The sequence below is a fragment of the Dorea longicatena genome (assembly GCF_025150085.1).
Classification (GTDB): domain Bacteria; phylum Bacillota; class Clostridia; order Lachnospirales; family Lachnospiraceae; genus Dorea_A; species Dorea_A longicatena.
Genome location: NZ_CP102280.1, coordinates 2,863,808 through 2,886,003, shown reverse-complemented (window position 1 = coordinate 2,886,003; position 22,196 = coordinate 2,863,808). Strand labels below are relative to the sequence as shown.

Below are 22,196 nucleotides of genomic sequence, written 5' to 3'. Positions count from 1 at the left end.
GGTGGAATGATCACGCTGGATCAGCCGTGTTCGATACTGGCAGCAAGAAGACAGTGCTGGAAGGAAGTAAGCCAGTTGTTGAGTGTATAATAAGAAGAATGAAATAGAGAGAAAAACAGAAGGGAACTGAATTCATATGTTTACGCATGAGATGATAAAATCTTTTAATCAGTTGGAGATGGATGTATATAATTACATCATCAGCAATGAAGAGAAAGTAGTATATATGAAAGTACGTGAACTGGCAGAGGAGGTTCATGTTTCAACAACGACGATCCTTCGCTTTTGTAAAAAGGTAGGATGCGAGGGATATTCTGAATTCCGTTTGAAATTAAAACAGGAAGTCAGCAGCAAGGAACAGAAGAAAATCAATATGGATCTTACTGCGGTTAAAGATTTCTTTGAACGGGTGCAGACACAGGCATTTGCTGAGAATATCCAGGAAGCTGTGAAGTTACTTACAAAGGCATCGTCAATTATATTTGTAGGTGTGGGGAATTCTTCTTTTATAGGAAAGTATGGGGCAAGATATTTTAATAATGTAGGCTGGTTTTCATTTGCTATTGATGATCCGTTCACGCCAGTATTTCGTGGAAAAGGTGAGAGAACAGCTACAATCGCATTGTCTGTATCAGGAGAGACGGAACAGACACTGATGTTGGCAGAAAAGTTGAAAAGAAGAGGGAGCAGCCTGATATCTATTACAAATAAGGCAAACTGTTCTTTGGCGAAGATGAGTGACTGCAATATAAATTATTATGTTTCAGAGTATAAATATAAAGAAGACGAAAATTATGATCTGACATCCCAGATGGCAGTCGTTTTTATTTTGGAATTAATCGGAAGAGAATTGAAGGGCGTCCATAACGATACAGATGATCTGTTTCAAAATGATATGGAAGACTTATTTCATTAAGGTTGTAGAATGTAATGGTACGAATAGTAACCAGATAAGTAACAAAAAAAACAGAATACACGAAAAAGTATCATAATATACAAAAAAGGAAAAGGAAAACAGTGCATTTTACACAACAAAGTAGAATGCCCTGTTTTTTTTATGTAACAAATTCCGTCTATATGGAACAGAAACCAGAAACAGGAAAAAGTACTGACAAAACGAAAAATGCTTGTTATACTAGCACCATCAAAGCAAATGAGAAAGAAATAAGGGAGGAAACAATCATGGTAATTCGATTATTTTGTGCAGCAGGAATGTCAACCAGTCTTCTCGTAAAGAAGATGGAAGAGGCAGCAAAGGAAAAAGGAAAAGATGCTGACATCGCAGCATATCCATTTACAGAGATGGAACGCGTGATTGAAGGTGTGGATGTAGCACTGCTCGGACCACAGGTAGGATATCAGCTTGGCAGAGCAAAAGAAATCTGTGAGCCAAAAGGGGTTCCGGTAGATGTGATCCCAATGCAGGACTATGGAATGTGCAATGGAATGAATGTTTTGAAATTTGCATATAAGCTTGCGAAAAATAAATAAGAGAAAACAAAGATACACAATTTAAAGCAAAAAAACAGAGCAAAGGGTAGTAGCAAATGAAAGAGAAATTTAACGAAAAAGTAATCCCTATAATCCTTAAGTTTATTAACACAAAGGGAATACAGTCAATTAAAAATGGTATGGTGACTTCCATGTCTCCTCTGATCATCGGATCAATCTTCCTGATCCTGTCAAACTTTCCTGTAAAGGCAGTTGTCGATGTATTAGAGTCTACAGGAATCAAAGCAGTATTAGATCAGGCATGTGGTGCAACATTCTCCATCAGTGCGATGATCGCAGTTATCGGTATCAGCTATAGCTATGCGAAACTGGAAAATCAGGAACCACTCAACTGTGCAATTATTTCATTAGCATCATTCTTGATCCTGATGCCTTCATCCATAACAACAGAAAGTGGAGAAGTTGTTACTGGAATCATTAATAAGACATGGACAGCAGGACAGGGAATGATCGGAGCAATTATTGTTGGATTAATCGTACCACTTGTTTACTGCTGGTTCTTGAAGAAAAATATACGTATTAAGATGCCGGCCGGAGTTCCGGAAGGTGTAACAAATGCATTCTCAGCATTAATCCCGGCATTCGTAATCCTGACAGGGACTGCAGTAATTCACGGTATCTGTTCTATTGGATTCAACACAACAGGTATGGAAATTATTTACAAAGTTGTTCAGACACCACTTCAGAAAATGACAGACTCCCTTGGTGGAGCAGTTCTGATGTGCTTTACAGGACCATTCCTGTGGTTCTTCGGAGTTCATGGTTCAACAGTAGTTGGTGGAATCATGACAGGACTATTACAGGCAAACAGCCTTGCAAATCAGGCTATTATTGACAGTGGTGTAGAACTTACAATAGCAAATGGAGGACATATTGTAACACAGCAGTTTTATGATCAGTTTATCAATATAACAGGTGCAGGTATCACAATCGGACTTGTAATGTATATGTTCTTCTTTGCAAAATCAAAACAGTTGAAAGCACTTGGTAAATTGGGAATTATTCCGGCAATATTTGGAATCAATGAGCCAATCCTGTTTGGTGCTCCAGTCGTTATGAATCCAATGCTTGCAATTCCGTTTATTGGAATGCCTGTGATCGCATGTTTAATCCAGTATTTTGCACTGTATACAGGAATCTGCCCATTATATGGAGCAACACAGATTCCATGGACTTGTCCACCGATTATCTCAGGATTCCTTTTAGCAGGATGGAAAAGTGCTTTACTTCAGTTAGTGATCCTTTGTGTTTCATTCTTTGTTTATCTGCCATTCATTAAGAAGATTGACAAGATGAATCTGGTTCAGGAGAAGAATCAGCCGGTAGAAGATGAGGATGAAGACTGGTAAAATCAGAATAAAAATAATAGCAGGATAGGAGAAAAAAATGGACGAAAAATTTGAAACGGCATGTTTTCAGATCATCACATATGTAGGTACAGCAAGAACACATTTTATCAATGCGATCCAGTGTGCGAAAGAAGGAAAATATGATGAGGCAGCAGAACTGATTAAACAAGGTGATGAAGCCTTTTCACTTGGACATAACGCTCATGCAGATCTTTTGACAATGGATGCAAATGGTGAAATTTCCAATGGATACATGCTTCTGATGCATGCAGAAGATCAGCTTATGAGTGCAGAAGGATTCCGCATTCTTGCAGATGAATTCATTGCACTGTATAAGAGAATCGATGAGAAATAATCATTAAGCTGAGATTGAATATAGAAACAGAAAGTTGGGGGCAAAAGCCCCCAACACTATTATACAAATCAATTAAGACAACAGGAAGGGAATAACAATGGGATTTCGAAAAGATTTTCTCTGGGGCGGCGCAGTTGCTGCCCATCAGCTGGAAGGTGCCTATGATCGAGACGGAAAAGGCTTGAGTATTATGGATGTTGTAACCAGCGGAGATGTAAATACAAGAAGAAGAATAACAGGTGAAATTCTAAAAGGCGAGAATTATCCGAATCATGAAGCAATCGATTTTTATGATTACTATAAAGAAGATATCCGCTTATTTGCGGAAATGGGATTCAAGTGTTTCCGTACAAGTATTGCATGGACACGTATCTTCCCAAATGGCGATGAAGAGCAGCCGAATGAAGCCGGATTAAAATTCTATGATGACATGTTTGATGAATGTCTGAAATATGGAATCGAACCAGTGATCACACTGAGTCACTTTGAAATGCCTCTGCATCTTGTACAAGAGTACGGTGGATGGAGAAACAGAAAACTGATTGATTTCTTCGTGAAATTTGCAGTAACATGCTTTGAGCGATACAAAGACAAAGTAAAATATTGGATGACATTTAATGAGATTAATAATCAGGCAGATATCGGTGACGGATTCATGCTTTACGCTAATTCCGGGGTTGTGGTTAAACCAGAAGAAAATGTAGAAGAATTGATGTATCAGGCATCTCACTACGAACTGGTTGCCAGTGCTGAAGCGATAAAAGCAGGGCATAAGATCAATCCGGAATTTCAGATTGGCTGTATGATTGCAATGTGCCCAATCTATCCGGCTACCTGCCGTCCGGAAGATATACTGCAGGCCGAAAAAGCCATGCAGAAAAGATATTATTATGCAGATGTGCATGTAAAAGGAGAATATCCTGTAAATATTTTGAAATACTGGGAAAGAAAAGACCTTAAGATCGACGTAACAGAAGAAGATCTTTCAGTATTGAAACAAGGCTGTGTCGATTATATCGGTTTCAGTTATTATATGTCTTTCTGTACAAAAGCAGAACCAGATAATCCGGAATATGACTACCGCGGAGAAAAGGATCGCATAAAGAATCAGTACGTAAAGGCAAGTGAATGGGGATGGCAGATTGATCCGATCGGACTGCGCTATTCATTGAATTGGTTTACAGATCGCTACAAAGTACCACTGTTTATTGTAGAAAATGGATTTGGAGCATATGATACGTTAGAAGCGGATGGAAGCATTCACGATCCATACCGTGTGGAATATCTGCAGCACCACATTTCAGAAATGAAAAAGGCAGTAGAGGAAGATGGTGTAGATTTGATGGGTTATACACCATGGGGATGCATTGACCTTGTCAGTGCAGGAACCGGTGAGATGGATAAGCGATATGGATTCATTTATGTGGATAAACATAATGATGGAACAGGAGACTTGTCTAGAAGAAAGAAAGATTCTTTCGAGTGGTATAAAGAAGTTATTTCAACCAACGGTGAAAATATTAATTAGTTGACAGGATGACTGTTAAAAAAGAATAATGATCGAATCTTATTATATCTGATGTCTATTAACAGTTTACTAAAAAAGAGCATGTGGAGAAAAGCCATATGCTCTTTTCCGTACTAAATTTCAGAAAAATACAAAATTTTCAAAAAATAATTTCTTGCTACTGTAAAATATGCACCATTATGCTGGCTATAGAATTCAACTTAATGCGATGGCGTTGACCTTAGACATATCAATTTTTCCATCCACCATAACGTTCTCAGCGGCAGTGACATTGACGCTGCCGTCCTCGTTGTAAGTTGCAACCATCAGAACCGGCATGGGGAAAATGCCTTCGGTAATTTTCAGCTTTGTTCGCATGATAATTCCTCCTTGTGATCATATTGACAGGACTGTTCATCCTGCTTATAATTATCTCCATGCAAATTATAAATTCAAGTACTGGCAATTATGACAGGTACTATCTTAGGAGAAAGTTAAATGATAAAGAACTAGTTTGAGACGGTGCGATTCAATGAGTTGAAACGGTATCTGAAAACCATTTCCGACAAGACTCTCAGCACGAATCTCAAGGAGCTGGAAGCAGACAAACTGATCGTCCGTACCGAGTATCCGCAGATTCCGCCGAAGGTGGAATATGCACTTTCGGAGCGTGGAAAATCGCTGATGACTGTGCTGGATCAGCTCTGTGTCTGGGGCGAGGAGAATCGACTGACAGAGTGATAACTTCAAGTTTGCGGGGGTGACTGTGGGATTGTAAATGACCGTAAGGAAGGCAAGCGGCATTATTATTCTCTGAACAAAAAAGTAATAAGAGAGGCAAGTTCATTTGTTGAAGCTTTGGGAAGGTAGGAAATGAAAGAAGAATGTATTATATGTAAAGCACCACTTATATATCTTGAAAAAGATGAAATGATGGAGTGTGTGTTATGCCATAAAAAGGAATTAAGCAAAACTAGATGTGAGCAGGGTCATTATGTATGTAATGAATGCCATACAAAAGGAATGGGTGTAATTATAGACATATGTCTTAGTGAAACATCTAAGAATCCGATAGAAATTATAAGAAGAATGATGGCGCAGCCATTCTGTCATATGCATGGACCAGAGCATCATGTTATGGTTGGTTCAGCGCTTCTTACCGCATATAAAAATGCAGGTGGTGAGATTGATTTGCCGGAAGCTCTGCTTGAAATGATGAATAGAGGAAAAGCTGTTCCAGGCGGTGTATGTGGATTCTGGGGTGCTTGTGGCGCCGGAATTAGTACAGGAATGTTTATATCAATAATCTCAGGAGCGACTCCACTTAAAAATGAACCATGGGGTCTGGCTAATAAAATGACTTCTAAGGCACTTGAAGCAATCGGGAGCATTGGTGGACCAAGATGTTGTAAAAGAGATTCCTATATAGCCATAATCTCAGCAATTGACTATGTGGCAGAGAATTTCAATATACAAATGGAAAAGCCTGTTATAAAGTGTATTCATTCTGATAAGAACAACCAATGTATTAAGGAGAGGTGTCCGTTTCATGAATAAGAAAAAAGTCGCATTTATCTGTGTTCATAATTCATGCCGTAGTCAGATTGCAGAGGTATGCAGGTAGATAAAATAATTATCTACCTCCTACCTGATTTTAGAAATTAAGAAAGTTCTGCCACATTCTTGTAGCCCAGATGGAATTAATCATCAATGCCGTATTTGTTTTCCAGCGCTTCTTCTGCTAATTCCAGTTCATCTTCCAGTTTTTCAATCGCGCGTTCTCTCGCTTTGTATGTCTCGAAGCTAATCTCTTTCATCTGGTAAGCATACTCAAATTCATCGTCAAGCTTATCCAGTTCGTCATCAACTGCGTCTACCTGTTTTTTCAAAGCGTAGAATTGTTCATGATTCTCAGATGCATTTGTAGATCTTTTTGCATTGTTTACACTTTTTGTTATATTACGGACATCGTTTTCATAAGAAGAGAAATCATAATCCTTTTCGTTCACATTCTCTACTGCGTTTTCTGTGTTACTGATGTTATCATCATCGTCATCTGTATTTGATGTTACAACTTCCTGTGTCTTAATTTCTACATCTTCTGCTGCTCCATTATTGGATGAAGTGCATCCTGTAAAAGCAAATATTAATGTGAGAGATAATAAAACTACTAATATTTTTTTCATAATATGTTCTCCTTTCGGCTCTTGGGTGTTTTGTTTTTGCTGTTATATGTATCATATAGAGGGAAGATTAAAAAAAGATTAAAACAAATAGTAATTTCAAAAAATGAAAAAAAGGACTCTGGCACACGAAAATGATTGGTATTATAATAATTACATTATGAGATTACTGATTGTAGAAGACGAGAATGATTTAAGAAACATTGTCAAAAAAAGGCTTGTCAAGGAACATTACAGTGTAGATGCCTGTGGGGATGGTCTGGAAGCGATGGATTATATCGATATGACTTCCTACGATGGTATTATTCTTGATATCATGTTGCCGGGAAAGGATGGATATGAAATCTTAAGAGAATTAAGGCGACGAGAAGATGATACACCGGTTCTGTTACTGACAGCAAAAGACAGCATTGAAGACCGCGTCAAAGGACTGGATCTTGGTGCCGATGATTACCTGATCAAACCATTTGCATTTGAAGAACTGCTTGCAAGAATCCGTGTCATGATGCGTAGAAAGCCACAATTTACATCCAATCAACTAAAAATAGCAGATCTTATTCTGGATCGTGACACAAGAAAGGTTACAAGAGCCGGAAATGAAATTGATCTTTCTGCAAAAGAATTTATGGTTCTGGAATGTCTTATGCGCAACAAAAATATCGTAATGACAAGACAGCAGATTGAACAGAATGCGTGGGACTTTGATTTTGAAGGTGGTTCCAATGTGATCGACGTATACATTCGCTATTTGCGAAAAAAAATCGATGCACAATATGAACAAAAACTCATCCACACTGTTCGCGGTGTCGGATATGTAATGAGGGAAAACGAATGAAACAGCTGACGATCAAGAAAAAAATTACGCTATGGTACACCGGAATCATTGCCGTAGTTCTTGGGACTATTTTAGTTCTCGTCCTTCTTTTTGTGGATAAGGTTGGAATTTCTGCGACAGAAGAAGAAATCAGTGCCGCAGTGACTGGTTTCTCTTCAAATATTAATTTTCAGGATGATTCCTTTTATCTTGACGGCGATACCGAATTTTACGATGACGGTATTATGTTTTGTATTTATGACAAAAACGGACGCTTACTTTATGGAACGATTCCAACCCAATTTCCAGAAGAAACTATCCTCAAGTCGAATACACCGCGAATGATATCCGGATCAAATCGAAAATGGATGATATATGACAGCGTTTACACTTACGGTGATGATGAGGAAATGTGGGTACGAGGAATTACCTCCGTACATTCTATAGAACTTTTCATGCAGACATCCGAGAAAATGCTGTTGATTGTATTCCCATTACTCATTATTCTGATTGGAGCCATCGGATATTTTATGATCAAGCGGGCATTGAGACAGGTGGATCTTATCTGCGATGAAGTTGAAAACATCAGCAATGGAAAAGATCTTTCCAAACGATTGTCTCTGCCAAAAGCAAAAGATGAATTATACGAATTGTCGGAGAAATTTAACGAAATGTTCGAGCGCTTGGAATTTTCGTTTGAGAAGGAACGTCAATTCACATCAGACGTATCCCATGAACTGCGGACTCCCGTTGCTGTTATCATTTCCCAGTGTGAGTACTTATTGGAAAATGAAAACTTATCTGCGGAAGATAAGGAAGAGATTGCAGTCATCTTAAAGCAGGCAAAACGAATGTCAAAGCTGACAAACGAAATGTTAATGATCGCCAGAAACGAACAGGGCGAGCAGCATTTGATGGAAAAACTGGATTTTGGATTATTAAGCGAACTTGTAATAGAAGAACTGCAGACAAAAGCACAGGAAAAAAATATTGAGATCACCCTGCAAAAGCAGGACGATTTATTTATGAACGGCGACCAGACATTGATTTTGCGTATGATGATGAATTTAATAACCAATGCCATCAATTACGGAAAAACAAATGGACATATCCATGTTATCCTGAAGGTCGAAAATGACCAGATTGTCGGTGAAGTGAAAGATGATGGTATTGGAATAAGTGAGGAACACCTGGACAGAATCTGGGAGCGTTTCTATCGCATAGACAAAAGCCGTTCCAGAGAAAATGGAGGTACCGGACTCGGTCTTTCTATGGTGCGCTGGATTGTAAATCTCCACAATGGAACCATTCACGTCGAAAGTATCGAAGGTATCGGAACGAGTTTTATTTTCCGATTTCCGAAAATATAAGGGGCTATCGCTGTATATCCAATTTCTTTTTACCAAAGAGAAGGGTTCATTATTCAATGTGAAGGTTTGGATGAAGCTACTGGTGAAAAAGAAAGGCTCGTATCCGTTCTGGATATGAGCCTTGCAAGAATTGGTGAATTGTAATCCTTGCTTTATGGAATGGAATTTTCTGATGTGTCAGTTTCTCGATTATAATTGCGACACTGTCATATGGAGCGATTCCCATATCTGCGACCATATATAATGCCACTCCCATAGATGCCATCAGCTGAGCAAGCAGCAGTGCAAGGATACGCAGTGGCAGATTCATCTGAATCTGCACTACATCATTCGCTACATAACAAATAAAGTCTGCAATGTATCCGACAAGAATGCAAAGAAAGTAATCAAGAGTATGTTTAAAAATGTGGCAGACGGGAAAGACGTTGTTGTAACATTTCAGAATTAGAAGAAAATTAGATGAGAAGAGGCAGATTGTAGTAACTGGCATTTTATGAGCCGAAAAAGTATGTTATAATTATTAATTGAGAATAATTAACAAAAGGGAAATGGGTATGAAAAAAAAGGAAATAAATTATCAATTACTGATAAGAAGAATAGGTCTTATCGTACTTGATATCATATGTATTATCGCAGCATCAATTCTGGCATTACTGACACGTTTTGAGTTCGATTTCAGCCAGATTCCGAAAGAATTCTTAAAAGTAATCTATAAATACGGACCATTCACCATAGTCATAACATTAATTATATTTTCACTTTTCCGTATCTACAGTAGTTTATGGGAGTACGCAGGGATTGAAGAAGTATTCAGTCTGATCGCAGCCTGTCTTGCGGCGGCCGTAGCGAAGATTGTCATCATCTCATTTACATGGAGCGTTATGCCAAGAAGCTGGTATGTACTGGATACAATTTATCTGATGATCCTGATCGGGGCAACAAGAGTATCTTACCGACTGATACGTCTGCGCAGACAGAACCGTACATTCCCATGGTCAAAGAGAAAGAAAGTCATGATCATCGGCGGAGGAGAGGCCGGAAGAAGTCTGATCACAGAGATTCAGAACAGTAAATATCTGGATCAGAAGGTTGTCTGTATCATAGACGATGATCCGTATAAGATTGGAAGATATATTAAGGGAGTCAAGGTTGTCGGCAATCGGAACAGTATCAAGAAAAGCGTCAAGAAATACAATGTCCAGCAGATCATCCTGACGATGCCATCGGCAAATGCAGCAAAGATCAGACCAATCGTGGAGATCTGTCAGGATACAAACTGTGAACTTATGATCCTGCCGGGAGTATATCAGCTGGTCAACGGTGAGGTCAGGGTAAGTAAGCTGCGTCCGGTGAACATCGATGACCTTCTGGGAAGAGATGAAGTCTATGTCAATCTGAACGAGGTCATGGATTATGTATCAGGAAGAGTAATTATGGTAACCGGCGGCGGAGGTTCGATCGGAAGTGAATTATGCAGACAGATCGCAAAGCACAGCCCGAAGCAGCTGATCATCTTCGATATCTATGAGAACAATGCATATGATATCCAGCAGGAATTGTTAAGGGAACAGCCGAAGCTTGACCTGGTGGTGCTGATCGGTTCTGTACGTGATGAGAACCGTATCAACAGTATCTTCGAACAGTACCGTCCGGAGATCATCTATCATGCGGCAGCACATAAGCATGTGCCGCTTATGGAGGGCAGCCCGAACGAGGCTATCAAGAATAATGTCCTCGGAACTTATAATATGGTCAGAATGGCAGATAAATGGAATGTTAAGAGATTTGTACAGATATCTACAGATAAGGCTGTCAACCCAACGAATATCATGGGAGCTTCCAAGAGAATCTGTGAGATGATCATACAGACTTATAATAAAGAATCGAACACAGAATATGTAGCAGTGCGGTTCGGTAATGTACTTGGAAGTAACGGAAGTGTTATTCCGTTATTTAAAAAACAGATTGCAGAAGGAGGACCGGTAACCGTCACACATCCGGAGATCATCCGTTACTTTATGACGATTCCGGAAGCGGTATCACTGGTACTTCAGGCAGGTGCCTATGCCAAAGGCGGAGAGATCTTCGTCCTGGATATGGGAGAACCGGTAAAGATCCTTGATCTTGCAAGGAATATGATCCGGCTGTCAGGCTATAAAGTCGATCAGGATATCAAGATTGAATTCACGGGACTGCGTCCGGGAGAAAAATTATACGAAGAACTTCTGATGGACGAAGAAGGTATGACGGATACACCGAATAAGCTGATACATATCGGACATCCGATCGATGTAGATGAAGTCAAGCTCGCACATGCACTCAGAGTCCTTGAGAGCGCAGCACAGAATGAGACCGATGATATGCGTCTGATCGTGGAAAGCATCGTTCCGACCTATCATCCAAAATTAAATAAATCAACACAATAGAACCAGAGAATACAGGAGGCATAACAGATATGTTCAAAGAGGATCATTTGTCTTTCAGACAAAGGAAATATATGAAGGTTAAGAACATAATAGGAAGAGCTCTTGGAGGGATCGGTCTGGTGGTATTATCACCCGTCTATCTGGCAATTATTGTGGCGATCAAGAAAGAAGACGGGATTACAGCTCCTGTCTTTTTTTCGCAGAAAAGAGTAGGAATCCATAAGGAATATTTTAACCTGTACAAATTCCGCTCCATGCGCACAGATACGCCGCACGATAAGCCGACACACCTTCTGGAGAATCCGGATCAGTACATAACAAAAGTAGGGCGTTTCCTGCGAAAATCATCATTAGATGAACTTCCGCAGCTTTGGAATATTGCCAGAGGAGATATGGCCGTGATCGGACCGAGACCGGCACTTTGGAATCAGGATGACCTGATTGCAGAACGTGACAAGTACGGGGCTAATGATGTAAAACCGGGACTTACCGGATGGGCACAGATCAACGGAAGAGATGAACTTGAGATCCCTGTCAAAGCCAGACTGGACGGCGAGTATGTAAAAAAGATGGGGCCGCTTATGGATATCCGTTGCTTTATCGGAACGGTATTCTCCGTGCTTCGAAGTGACGGAGTCGTAGAAGGCGGAACCGGAGCAAAGAAGAAACTTATGGTCATCACCAATCATTCTTATATGCTGTGGCAGTTCAGAAGAGAATTGATCGGGAAACTTATGGAAGATTATGATGTGATCATCAGCACACCATTCGTAGGACATGAGGATGATTTTAAAGCGATGGGATGTACGATGATCGAGACGGATGTGGACCGCCGTGGGATCAACCCGAAGACGGATATGAAGCTGTATCTGACCTACCGCCGGTTATTAAAAGAACATCACCCGGATATGGTAGTTACCTATTCGATCAAGCCTAATGTATATGCAGGATATGCCTGCCGACAGATGCGGATCCCATATTGTGTCAACGTACAGGGACTCGGAACTGCATTCCAGAAGAAGGGGCTTCGGGAGATTGTTATAAGAATGTATAAAATAGCCTTAAAAAAGGCAAAGACAGTGTATTTCGAAAATAAGGGAAATGCGAAGGTGTTCCTGCAGGAGCAGATCATCCGTCGGGAACAGATGTGTCTGCTTAAAGGGGCAGGAGTAAATCTTAAGTATTATACTTATCAGAAATATCCGGAGAATGACAAAGTGCATTTCCTATATCTTGGAAGGATCATGAAGGAAAAAGGAATGGACGAACTGTTCTATGCAGCGAAAGAACTACAGCGAAAAGAAGTACCGTTCGTTCTGGATTTGGTAGGATTCTTCGAAGATGAATACAAAGAAAAGATTGATAAGCTGGTGGATGCAGGGATCGCAGTATTCCATGGCTTCCAAGAAGATCCGAGACCGTATTATGCCATGGCCGACTGTGTCGTGCTCCCAAGTTATCATGAAGGAATGTCAAATGTACTTCTGGAGGCAGCAGCGACCGGACGGCCGGTGATTACCAGCAATATTCCGGGCTGTAAGGAAGCCGTAGACGATGATAAGAGCGGGCTTCTGTGTGAAGCAGAGGACTGGAATGATCTGTACCGTAAGATGAGTAAGATCGCCCGGATGAGCCGTATAGAACGCGAAGCAATGGGAGTATGCGGCAGAGATAAGATGGCGCGGGAATTCGATAAGGATAAGGTTGTGAAGAAGACGATACAGGGGATCGAGAGAGTATAATATAATCAAAGACGGTAAAAAGGAAACTCCTTTTTGGCAGGTGCCAGAAAGGAGTTTCCTTTTATTAAAGATTTTTATCTAAGCTTTTTTATCTACCTTATCTACGGAATCTTCTCTTACGGATCACAGCTGCGATCACAGCAAGTGCTGCCAGAGAAAGAAGTGTGTACATCCATACCGGTGACTGATCACCGGTTCTGGCTGCAGCTTTGTTAGAAGTTTTGCCGTTGGTTGATTTGTTAATATTTATATTCTTGGTTGTATTCTTGTTATTATTCAGGTTCTGATTCGGCTTCAGATTCTGTCCAGGATTATCGCTTCCAGGATTCTTCGGATCATCCGGTGTACCAGGATCCGGTTTGTCTGGATTCTCTGGATCTGGATTCTCCGGCTTCGGGTTCTCCGGGTCATCTTTGGCCTGGATCGTGTAAGTGGTCCATCCGCGTGCCAGAGGAAGCGAATATGTCTCACCGTCTAAAGTAACCTTCTTACAAGGCTCGCCATACGCGGACACATCGTCCATGACAAGCTCCGCTTTCGCATGATAAGTACCTGCCTTGGAAGGAACTTCGGAAAGTTTTTCTCCGACAGCACCGTTATCATCTGCATAGTAAGTCATCTTATAAGCAACGCCCTCTACATCTTTGCCCAATACATAAGTATGGAAATATGGTGCAAGGTCGATCGGAGATCCGTTCTCCGTAAATGTCTCGTCATACGCACGGCTTAATACCGGAGCGTAATCAGATCCATACCAGGTGTAATAAAGCGCTTTCAGGAATTCGATTCTTTCCGCATCTTTCTCGGCGTCTGTAGAAGGAGTATAGCCTTCTTCGTGGTTAGTGAAGTAATTGCGTAGTTCATTTGCCGCAAACTGCATGCCGGCCTCATCTGCTGTCGTGTAGATGGTGAAACGCTTGTTCTTGAATGTAGTACCTGTCTTGACATTCTTATCATTTACAATAACGATATTAGCTTTGTAGTAAGATGTGATGACATTATTACCGATGTACATTGCACCGGCGGTACTTTCGTCTGTCGGAACAATCTTACCATTCTTGTCATAAGTCAGTTTGTAGTAAGTATCTTTGGCTTTCTGACCGATGCCGGATTCATTGGATACGGTCTCTACCGTGTGATAGTTAAAGTACGTGTCAGCTTCTTTGAAAGGTTCTGTAGAACGGAAATACTTCACAAAGTCTTTTGCAACATCTTCAAACCGAGACTGATCGCCGGCTGTGTAACCTTCTCCTGAGAATACGATCGTCTTATTGTTATAATAAGGCATAGCACCCGGATAATCGGCTGTATCGTTATTCTGAAGGGTCGTAGACTTGAAGGTGATCTCATAGTCTTTGGTCTTGCTGCTGATCGCAGTTCCTGTGGCTTTGTCATAAGCGGTAAGGGTTACGCTGTAACGGCCAGGAGTTACCGGTGCTTCGTCGCTGTCATAGTCATAAGTGATCTCAGCGGCGTAAGGAACAGTTCCTTTATAATGTGCTTTTACCGTATAGTCTTTATCATAATTAACGGTATAATTAAGGTCAGCAGGTTTGCCGTCGTATACCTTGGACGGAACATCGAGAGTGATGAGGTCCGGTAATTCGATCGTGTAGGAAGCTGTCTGACTGCATTTCTCATAGGTGCTGTCTCCGGAAAATGTAGCTTCGATGGTATAAGTTCCGGCTTTGTCAGGAATACCGGATACTACGTTGCCATCCGCATCCTTGTAAGTAAGCGTTAAAGCATCACCGAGCTTGTCGCCTGTGATCTCATTCTTGCCTCTGCGGAGGATAAAGTATTCACGCATATCTTTGCCTGTGTCAGACTCATAGAACATGTCTGCATAAGGCTGGAAGAATAACTTCGTTACGTTTGAATCCTGGCAGAAGGTCTTGCGGATCTGTTCTTTACACACTTCACAGAAAGCATATTGCTTGCCAAGGAAACGCATCTTACAATTCTGGTGTGGACGGTACCATCCGTTACCGCCATTGTCATATTCGTAGACACCGACACCATTCTTACCGATGAAGCGTGACCAGCGGACCTTTGCCGGATCAGACTCAGCTGTCATATTCGGCATCTCGGCCGCATAGCTTGCACCTGCGAAATATTCATCCGAAAGTTTGGCAGTGGTGTGTCCAAGCTCGTGAAGCATCATCTCGAGTGATTCATTATTAAGAGAAGCAACACATACATCTCCGCCGCTTCCGCCGTATGTAGTAGCATTGACGATCACAACATTAAAGTCTGCTGCAGGAAGGTACTGATCTGATAACTGCTTTGCTTTCTTAGATCCATCTGAACTGATCGTAAGAAGACGCTGCATACCGCCTGACCAGAATGAAGATCCGAAGTAGGTGTCGCGTGTGTCTGCGTTCGCCTGCTCCTGGTTGATCGCTGTGTCTGCTTTTGCGCCCGATTCATTCGATACAACTCCGAGAGCGTAGATCTTGATCGTATCTTTGAACTCATTCCAAGGAGAAGTATCCATCAGATAATCCGCGGTATTCTGAGCATTGGTATAGAACGAATCCTGCTCGGAAGCAGTGAAGCCGTCGCCGAAGATCAGCAGGACGAAAGCATCTTCGTCAGCCAGACTCTTGTCACCGTATACGAGGTGAGGAGTCTTGTCCGGAATCGGATCGGTAACTGCATCGTCAGCTGCCTTTGCTTCCTTTGTCTCCTTCACGTCCTGCTTAGCAGCTTCCTTAGCGGATGAAGCATCTGTTGCAGAAGTACCGGCTACAGAATCTGATACAGAATCCGAAACGGAATCGGGAGTGGTCAGGTTCGCATCGGTGGTCGCTGCATCTGTGGAATCCGTTACGTCCTTAACTTCCGGTGTCTCAGGACTTACAGTCTGTTCTTCGGAAGTAACCGGATCGGCTGCGAATGCGTGGCCAGGCGGTACCAGTAATGAAGAAATCACCAGTGCGCCTGCCAGGACAGGAGCAAATCTCTTTTTCCAATAACTTTTTCTAAACATATAGGCCTCCTTTCAGTAATGCCAATGTGTGTTGGGCGTTACACGATAATTATCTCCCTTACATCATGTAAACACCAAATGTGTTAAAGTCAACATATCATATAAAATGCACAAATGCAATAGGAAAAGTTGGGATAATATGGTTAAAATGACGGAAAGAATAGAAAGGGCAGATACATGAAAAAACGCGAAGTGTTATGAATGGAAAAGAAGGTGATATAAAACTTGTAGGGGTAGAAATGGAATATGAGAGGTAAATAAGAAAAAACGTTATAAATTACGAGATATCGGTACAAATGGTGAGTTATGCTTATCGTGCTGTATTGGAATATTAAGGAATATATGGTAAAATTAAGTGTTGAAGAACGCATGAAGCAGGTAAGAGAATCCCTGCAATATCAATCAATTATTTGGAGAAGAATATGGACAAGAATTATATATTGATAATCGGATGGGTTGCCGTGATGGCGATGCTGTCTGTATTGACATCGGTGAAACAAGAGGAGACGGTGTGTGGGAAAAAAGAATATCGGTGGAGACCGGTGTGGGCGGTTGTGACAGTATTGCCGTTGATTATATGGTGTGGATATAGAGAAAATATAGGCGATACGTGGGCATACAAAAAAAGCTTTTCCGAAATGCCGGTAAGTTTAGGTGGTATGGCGTCTTATATGGCAACAGTAAAGAAGGATAAAGGCTTCTATTTTGTGTCAGCGGTCATCAAATGTATTGTAGGAAATCACGTTAATATATATTTTATAGTATTAGCTGCGATTCAGGCGGGGGTGCTGATATATGTATATCGTAAATATTCCAGCAGATATCTGGTAAGCTTTTTCTTATTTATTGCTTCGACGGATTACATTTCATGGATGTTCAATGGTATCCGACAGTTTCTGGCGGTTACGATTACGTTCATAGGAATTAAATTTATACTGGATAAGAAGTACGCAAAAGCAATTATTTTAATTCTGATTGCCTCATTGATGCATCAGAGCGCTTTACTGGTTATTCCATTTATCTTCATTGCACAGGGAAAGGCATGGAATAAAAAGACATTACTTTTTATGGTTGCAGTTATTGCAATTGTGGCTGGTATTGGGCAGTTTACAAATGTGTTGGATTCTATGTTAGCCGAGACGCAATATAAAAATGTTGTGTCTGACTGGCAGAGTTGGAATGATAATGGAACGAATGCATTGCGTGTATTAGTGTATGCAGTGCCATCGGTACTGTCTTTAATAGGATTAAGATTTATACGGAATGAAGATGATAAAGTTATTAATCTGTGTACGAATATGTCAATCGTATCTGTTGGATTCTATATAGTATCTATGTTCACAAGTGGAATATTTATTGGTCGTCTTCCAATTTATTTCTCGTTATATAGTTATATCTTATTGCCATGGGAGATTGATCATATGTTTACCAAACGATCAGCAAGATTGATTTATGTTGTAATGGTAGTGGGGTATCTGGGATTCTATTTGTATAGTGTTAATAATCTTTTGGGATAGAGGGAGAATAATGATTCGAGTATTACATGTTGTTACATATATGGGGCGCGGAGGTCTTGAGACGATGCTTATGAATTATTATCGTCATATAGATCGAAGTAAAGTACAGTTCGATTTCCTAGTGCATAGAGAATTTGAAGCGGATTATGACGAGGAAATAAAGTCTTTAGGCGGAAGAATCTATCACGTATCAAGGCTTGTGCCGTGGAGTAGAAGATACAAAGCAGAATTGAGACGCTTTTTTAGAACTCATCCGGAATATAAGATTGTACATGTACATCAGGACTGCCTGAGTTCTGTAGCGTTGCAATGTGCGAAAGATTGCGGAGTTCCGGTTCGAATTGCGCATAGCCATTCTAGTAGTGCTGTAAAGAATATAAAATATCCAATAAAATTATATTATATGAAAAAGATTCCTCGATTTGCGACAGATCTTTTTGCATGTGGAAAACAGGCGGGAGATTGGATGTTTTCTGGAAAGAAATATCAAATCATAAGAAATGCGATAGATACAGAGAAGTATCTTTATACTACAACGGTGAATAAAAGCGTTCGTGAAGAGTTGGGATTATTGGGAAAAATAGTTATCGGTCATGTTGGAAATTTTACACCGGCTAAAAATCATATATTTTTATTGGAGATATTTAAAGAAATTCTAAAAAAATCACCAGATTCAAAGTTACTTCTGGTCGGTGGAGGTGATGGACTTATTACCGCTAAAGAAAAGGCAGAAAGTATGGAAATTGCAGACAATGTTGTTTTTACAGGGATTCGTTCCGATGTTAATAGATTAATGCAGGCAATGGATGTTTTTGTATTTCCATCATTGTATGAGGGATTACCGGTAACCATGATTGAGGCGCAAGCATCAGGAATGCAGTGTATTATATCTGATAAAGTTTCAAAAGAATGTATAGTTACGAAAGGACTGGTAATACGAAAGAGATTGAGTGATAGTGTAGAAAATTGGGCAAATTATATACTGCAGAAATCAGAAAAAACGCATGAGAATCATATTAGAGAAATCGCAAATGCAGGATATGATATTAGTGTAGCTGCAAAACAATTAGAATGTTTTTACATTAAAAAAACAGGGGAAGAGAAATGGTATTTTTAACAGTTTTTACACCGGCTTATAATAGAGCAAGTACATTGCCGAGAACTTATGAAAGCTTGTGTGATCAAGAATGTAAAGAATTTATTTGGCTGATTGTAGATGATGGTTCTACTGATGAAACTGCAAGTCTGGTAAAAGAGTGGCAGAAAAAAGAAAATGGATTTGAAATACAATATATTTATAAAAAAAATGGTGGAATGCATACAGCTCATAATGTTGCGTATGAGAATATACATACAGAATTAAATGTATGTATCGATTCTGATGATAGAATGGCAAAAGGAGCTGTGAAAAAAATAAAAACTGCTTGGTTGAAAGTAAGAAATAAAAATTATGCCGGTTTGATAGGACTGGATGCAGACATGAATACCGGAAGAATCATAGGAAAAGGCTTTCCGGATGGATTAAAAGAGACCACACTTGGAGGTTATTATGCATCTGGTGGAGAGGGAGATAAAAAATTAGTTTATCGTACAGATGTTATCAACAGTGTTCCACAGTATCCAGTATTTGAAGGCGAAAAGTATGTTGGATTGGTGTATAAATACACATTAATTGATCAAAAATATAAGCTTTTTGTGATGAATGATGTGTTATGTGATGTTGAATATCAAACGGATGGCTCGAGCAATACGATGTTCCGGCAATATTTGAAAAATCCTAAAGGTTTTGCTTTTTTGAGAAAGGTGGCAATGACTTATCCGACCAGTAAGAAGAGATTGATTCGGGACTGCATACATTATTGCTCTAGTAGTTTGATTGCAGGAAATAAAAAGTATATTGTTGAATCACCAAGAAAATTACTTACCGTTTTATGTACACCATTGGGGTGTATATTAACGTCTATTATTAGAAAAAAAGCAATTAATAATTAGCACGTGATATACATGCGTTGTTACGATAGTATATAATAAAAATTAAGAGCGCAGTATTCATTGAGAAGGTATTATTGAAGAATGGAGAAAATATGAAAAAAATATTGTTCCTTATACATGATCTTGGTCAGGGTGGAGCAGAAAAAGTATTAGTGAATCTTGTTAATAATATGGATCATACAAAATTCGATATAACCGTAATGACTTTATTTGATCATGGTGAGAATCGACAATTTTTAGGAGATAAAATACATTACAAAACATGGTGTAAGAAAATGATACCCGGAAATTCTCACATTATGAAATTACTGTCTCCGCAACAATTACACAAGTTAATTATCAAGGCTCATTACGATATAGAAGTTTCATATCTTGAAGGACCATGTGCAAGAATTATCAGTGGATGTACAGATGAATCAGTAAAGTTGGTTTCGTGGATTCACATTGAACAGCATACAACGAAACGGGCAATAGCATCATTTAGAAATCAGAAGGAAGCAGTGAAATGTTATAAGCGTTTTCACAAAATTGTTAGCGTTTCAAAAACAGTGGAAATGGATTTTCGAAAAATATTGAATATAGATGCGTCATATCAAGTCTTGTATAATACAAATGAAAGTAAAAAAATACGTGGGCTTTCAGAAGAGAGTATTACTATTGATATAGATCAAGAAAATACTGTGAATATTGTAGGCGTTGGAAAGTTATTAAAAAGTAAAGGCTTTGATAGAATCCTTCGTATAACAAAGCAACTGATAGCAGAAAACTATTCGGTACATACATATATACTCGGAGAAGGTCCTGAAAAAGAAACCCTACAAAATTATATAAAAGCTAATGGGTTGGGAAAAAATGTTACATTCCTTGGATATCAAATAAATCCATATAAATATATTAGTAGATGCGATCTTTTTGTATGTGCCAGTTATGCAGAAGGATTTTCTACAGCAACGACAGAAGCGTTAATATTGGGAGTACCAGTATGCACTGTTGAAGTTTCTGGAATGAAAGAAATGCTGGGAGAAAATAATGAATATGGAATTGTTACAGAAAATAATGATGAAGCATTATATGAAGGAATAAGATGTTTGGTAAAGTCGCCGGAATTGTTGAGACATTACAGAAAACAGGCGCAAAAAAGAGGAGACATGTTTAGTACGGAGAAAACAGTAGCAGAAGTTGAGAATATGTTATTGACGTTATAGGAAATGTAATAATATGAATGAAAAGATTTCAATAATAATACCAGTTTATAATTTGGAAAAGTACATAAAAAGAACTGCTGAAAGTGTGTTAAAGCAAACATATACCAATATAGAGGTAATAATAGTTGATGATGGATCAAGTGATGAAAGCTGGAAGATAATTCAAAAAATTGCAGATAAGGACAATAGAGTAATTCCAATACATCAAGAAAATGGTGGTGTTACAAGTGCCCGATTAAAAGGGGTTAGGCGTTCTACGGGAGAATGGATAGGGTTTGTAGATGGCGATGATGAAATAGAATCAGATATGTACGAAATCCTGTTAAATAATGCAAAGAGATATAATGCGGATATATCACACTGCGGATATCAAATGATTTTTGAAGATGGAAGAGTGAATTATTTTCATAACACAGGCTGTCTTGTACAACAAGACAGGACAACAGGTCTAAAAGATCTGTTGGACGGTTCGCTTGTCGAACCGGGCCTGTGTAACAAGCTCTTTCATAAAAACTTGTTCCACAGCTTGTTACATTCGACGGTAATGAATGAAGATATTAAAATTAATGAAGATTTATTAATGAACTATCTTTTGTTTTTAAATGCAAAAGTATCAATATTTGAAGATAGATGCTTGTATCATTATATTGTAAGAAGCACATCGGCATCTAGAGAAAAGTTAAATGAACATAGGATTTTTGATCCGATTAGAGTAAAGAAAATTATTTTAACACTAGCAAAAGAAGAAATGTTTTTACCGACACAAAAAGCCTATATTAGAACATGTATTAATGTATATAACAGTATTGTTTTAGAAAAGAAAAATAAATATAAATCAGAAAAAAATGAAATAAGAAAATTAATCTGTGAAAAAAAGGAATGGTTTTACCTGTTAAGTAGGAAACAACAATTATTAGCACATTTAATATGTGAGGTACCAATAATGTATCCGATCTTATATAGGATATATGCAAAAATTTTGTTGAAAAATAAATATGTTTAAGAAAAGTATAGCATGTATACAAGCAGTGAAAATCATGATTGTGAAGTGTTAATAAGAATAACGGTTCGATTGCCAGGAGGTCTAGAAGATATAATGCTAGGATTATTGGCAAAAATGAAGATGTATATCGAGATGCGGCTAGAAAAGCTGGACAAGTGTTAAAATCAGAGAAAATTAAATGTGGAACAATAATATATTCGAGGATTTGATTAAAAGAAGAATACTGTGA

19 protein-coding genes and 2 pseudogenes are annotated in these 22,196 nt (G+C 39.2%); 17 read left to right on the top strand and 4 right to left on the bottom strand.

Features of this window, described 5'->3' with window-relative positions:
* Positions 1–136: 136 nt before the first annotated feature.
* The 5 genes from NQ508_RS13830 to NQ508_RS13810 all read left to right on the top strand — a co-directional run bounded on the left by NQ508_RS13830 (position 137) and on the right by NQ508_RS13810 (position 4,744).
* Complete coding sequence (locus NQ508_RS13830) at positions 137–916, top strand: MurR/RpiR family transcriptional regulator (protein WP_006427170.1); 780 nt, start codon at positions 137–139, stop codon at positions 914–916.
* Between the two features lie 266 nt (positions 917–1,182).
* Positions 1,183–1,491 (top strand): PTS sugar transporter subunit IIB, encoded by a 309-nt coding sequence (locus NQ508_RS13825; RefSeq protein WP_044919840.1) that lies wholly within the window; start codon positions 1,183–1,185, stop codon positions 1,489–1,491.
* Between the two features lie 56 nt (positions 1,492–1,547).
* Positions 1,548–2,861 carry a PTS sugar transporter subunit IIC gene (locus tag NQ508_RS13820; protein WP_006427172.1) on the top strand — a complete coding sequence of 438 codons (1,314 nt, stop codon included), beginning with the start codon at positions 1,548–1,550 and terminating at the stop codon, positions 2,859–2,861.
* A gap of 37 nt (positions 2,862–2,898) precedes the next feature.
* Entirely contained in the window at positions 2,899–3,216 is a 318-nt protein-coding gene (locus tag NQ508_RS13815; RefSeq protein ID WP_006427173.1) for a PTS sugar transporter subunit IIA, read from the top strand.
* A gap of 97 nt (positions 3,217–3,313) precedes the next feature.
* A complete protein-coding gene (locus NQ508_RS13810; protein WP_006427174.1) occupies positions 3,314–4,744 on the top strand; it encodes a 6-phospho-beta-glucosidase in 1,431 nt (476 codons plus the stop codon).
* A gap of 195 nt (positions 4,745–4,939) precedes the next feature.
* On the opposite strand, the gene NQ508_RS13805 is transcribed toward NQ508_RS13810, so the two are convergent.
* Entirely contained in the window at positions 4,940–5,101 is a 162-nt protein-coding gene (locus NQ508_RS13805) for a hypothetical protein (RefSeq protein WP_006427175.1), read from the bottom strand.
* 135 nt (positions 5,102–5,236) lie between these two features.
* Here NQ508_RS13805 and NQ508_RS13800 point away from each other — a divergent pair.
* Positions 5,237–5,464, top strand: a pseudogene (locus NQ508_RS13800) (winged helix-turn-helix transcriptional regulator); the annotation flags it as partial.
* Positions 5,465–5,596: 132 nt separating this feature from the next.
* Positions 5,597–6,280, top strand: coding sequence for a DUF5714 domain-containing protein (locus NQ508_RS13795; protein ID WP_006427177.1), 684 nt, complete (start codon positions 5,597–5,599; stop codon positions 6,278–6,280).
* A gap of 143 nt (positions 6,281–6,423) precedes the next feature.
* Here NQ508_RS13795 and NQ508_RS13790 read toward each other — a convergent pair whose 3' ends face one another.
* On the bottom strand, positions 6,424–6,909 hold the full coding sequence (locus tag NQ508_RS13790; protein ID WP_006427178.1) for a hypothetical protein: 486 nt from the start codon (positions 6,907–6,909) through the stop codon (positions 6,424–6,426).
* A 157-nt stretch (positions 6,910–7,066) separates the two neighbouring features.
* Between NQ508_RS13790 and NQ508_RS13785 the strand changes: the two genes are divergently transcribed.
* The 3 genes and pseudogenes from NQ508_RS13785 to NQ508_RS14460 form a co-directional block, all read left to right on the top strand.
* The gene (locus NQ508_RS13785) at positions 7,067–7,741 is read left to right on the top strand and encodes a response regulator transcription factor (protein ID WP_044919842.1); all 675 of its coding nucleotides are present in this window, start codon (positions 7,067–7,069) and stop codon (positions 7,739–7,741) included.
* The gene (locus NQ508_RS13780) at positions 7,738–9,090 is read left to right on the top strand and encodes a sensor histidine kinase (protein ID WP_006427180.1); all 1,353 of its coding nucleotides are present in this window, start codon (positions 7,738–7,740) and stop codon (positions 9,088–9,090) included. The genes NQ508_RS13785 and NQ508_RS13780 overlap by 4 nt, the downstream gene beginning before the upstream one ends.
* A 21-nt stretch (positions 9,091–9,111) precedes the next feature.
* A pseudogene (locus tag NQ508_RS14460) lies at positions 9,112–9,183 on the top strand (GNAT family N-acetyltransferase); the annotation flags it as partial.
* On the opposite strand, the gene NQ508_RS14455 reads toward NQ508_RS14460, so the two are convergent.
* The gene (locus NQ508_RS14455; RefSeq protein WP_006427181.1) at positions 9,167–9,580 is read right to left on the bottom strand and encodes a DUF6198 family protein; all 414 of its coding nucleotides are present in this window, start codon (positions 9,578–9,580) and stop codon (positions 9,167–9,169) included. The pseudogene NQ508_RS14460 and the gene NQ508_RS14455 overlap by 17 nt on opposite strands.
* Positions 9,581–9,644: 64 nt before the next feature.
* Here NQ508_RS14455 and NQ508_RS13770 point away from each other — a divergent pair, with 64 nt between their 5' ends.
* Both NQ508_RS13770 and NQ508_RS13765 read left to right on the top strand, forming a co-directional pair.
* Positions 9,645–11,516: a polysaccharide biosynthesis protein gene (locus NQ508_RS13770; RefSeq protein WP_044919815.1), complete on the top strand. Its 1,872-nt coding sequence runs from the start codon at positions 9,645–9,647 to the stop codon at positions 11,514–11,516.
* A 29-nt stretch (positions 11,517–11,545) separates the two neighbouring features.
* The gene (locus NQ508_RS13765; RefSeq protein WP_006427183.1) at positions 11,546–13,258 is read left to right on the top strand and encodes a sugar transferase; all 1,713 of its coding nucleotides are present in this window, start codon (positions 11,546–11,548) and stop codon (positions 13,256–13,258) included.
* Positions 13,259–13,355: 97 nt separating this feature from the next.
* Here the strand turns inward: NQ508_RS13765 and NQ508_RS13760 are convergent, their stop codons facing one another.
* On the bottom strand, positions 13,356–16,250 hold the full coding sequence (locus tag NQ508_RS13760; RefSeq protein ID WP_006427184.1) for a M64 family metallopeptidase: 2,895 nt from the start codon (positions 16,248–16,250) through the stop codon (positions 13,356–13,358).
* Positions 16,251–16,672: 422 nt separating this feature from the next.
* On the opposite strand from NQ508_RS13760, the gene NQ508_RS13755 reads away from it, so the two are divergent.
* From NQ508_RS13755 to NQ508_RS13735, 5 genes are all read left to right on the top strand, one after another.
* A complete protein-coding gene (locus NQ508_RS13755) occupies positions 16,673–17,767 on the top strand; it encodes an EpsG family protein (RefSeq protein ID WP_006427185.1) in 1,095 nt (364 codons plus the stop codon).
* Positions 17,768–17,777: 10 nt separating this feature from the next.
* Positions 17,778–18,884: a glycosyltransferase family 1 protein gene (locus NQ508_RS13750; RefSeq protein ID WP_044919818.1), complete on the top strand. Its 1,107-nt coding sequence runs from the start codon at positions 17,778–17,780 to the stop codon at positions 18,882–18,884.
* Entirely contained in the window at positions 18,872–19,759 is an 888-nt protein-coding gene (locus tag NQ508_RS13745; protein ID WP_006427187.1) for a glycosyltransferase family 2 protein, read from the top strand. The genes NQ508_RS13750 and NQ508_RS13745 overlap by 13 nt, the downstream gene beginning before the upstream one ends.
* Before the next feature lie 74 nt (positions 19,760–19,833).
* Positions 19,834–20,964: a glycosyltransferase gene (locus NQ508_RS13740; protein WP_242654720.1), complete on the top strand. Its 1,131-nt coding sequence runs from the start codon at positions 19,834–19,836 to the stop codon at positions 20,962–20,964.
* A 13-nt stretch (positions 20,965–20,977) separates the two neighbouring features.
* The gene (locus tag NQ508_RS13735; protein ID WP_006427189.1) at positions 20,978–21,967 is read left to right on the top strand and encodes a glycosyltransferase family 2 protein; all 990 of its coding nucleotides are present in this window, start codon (positions 20,978–20,980) and stop codon (positions 21,965–21,967) included.
* Positions 21,968–22,196: the final 229 nt, after the last annotated feature.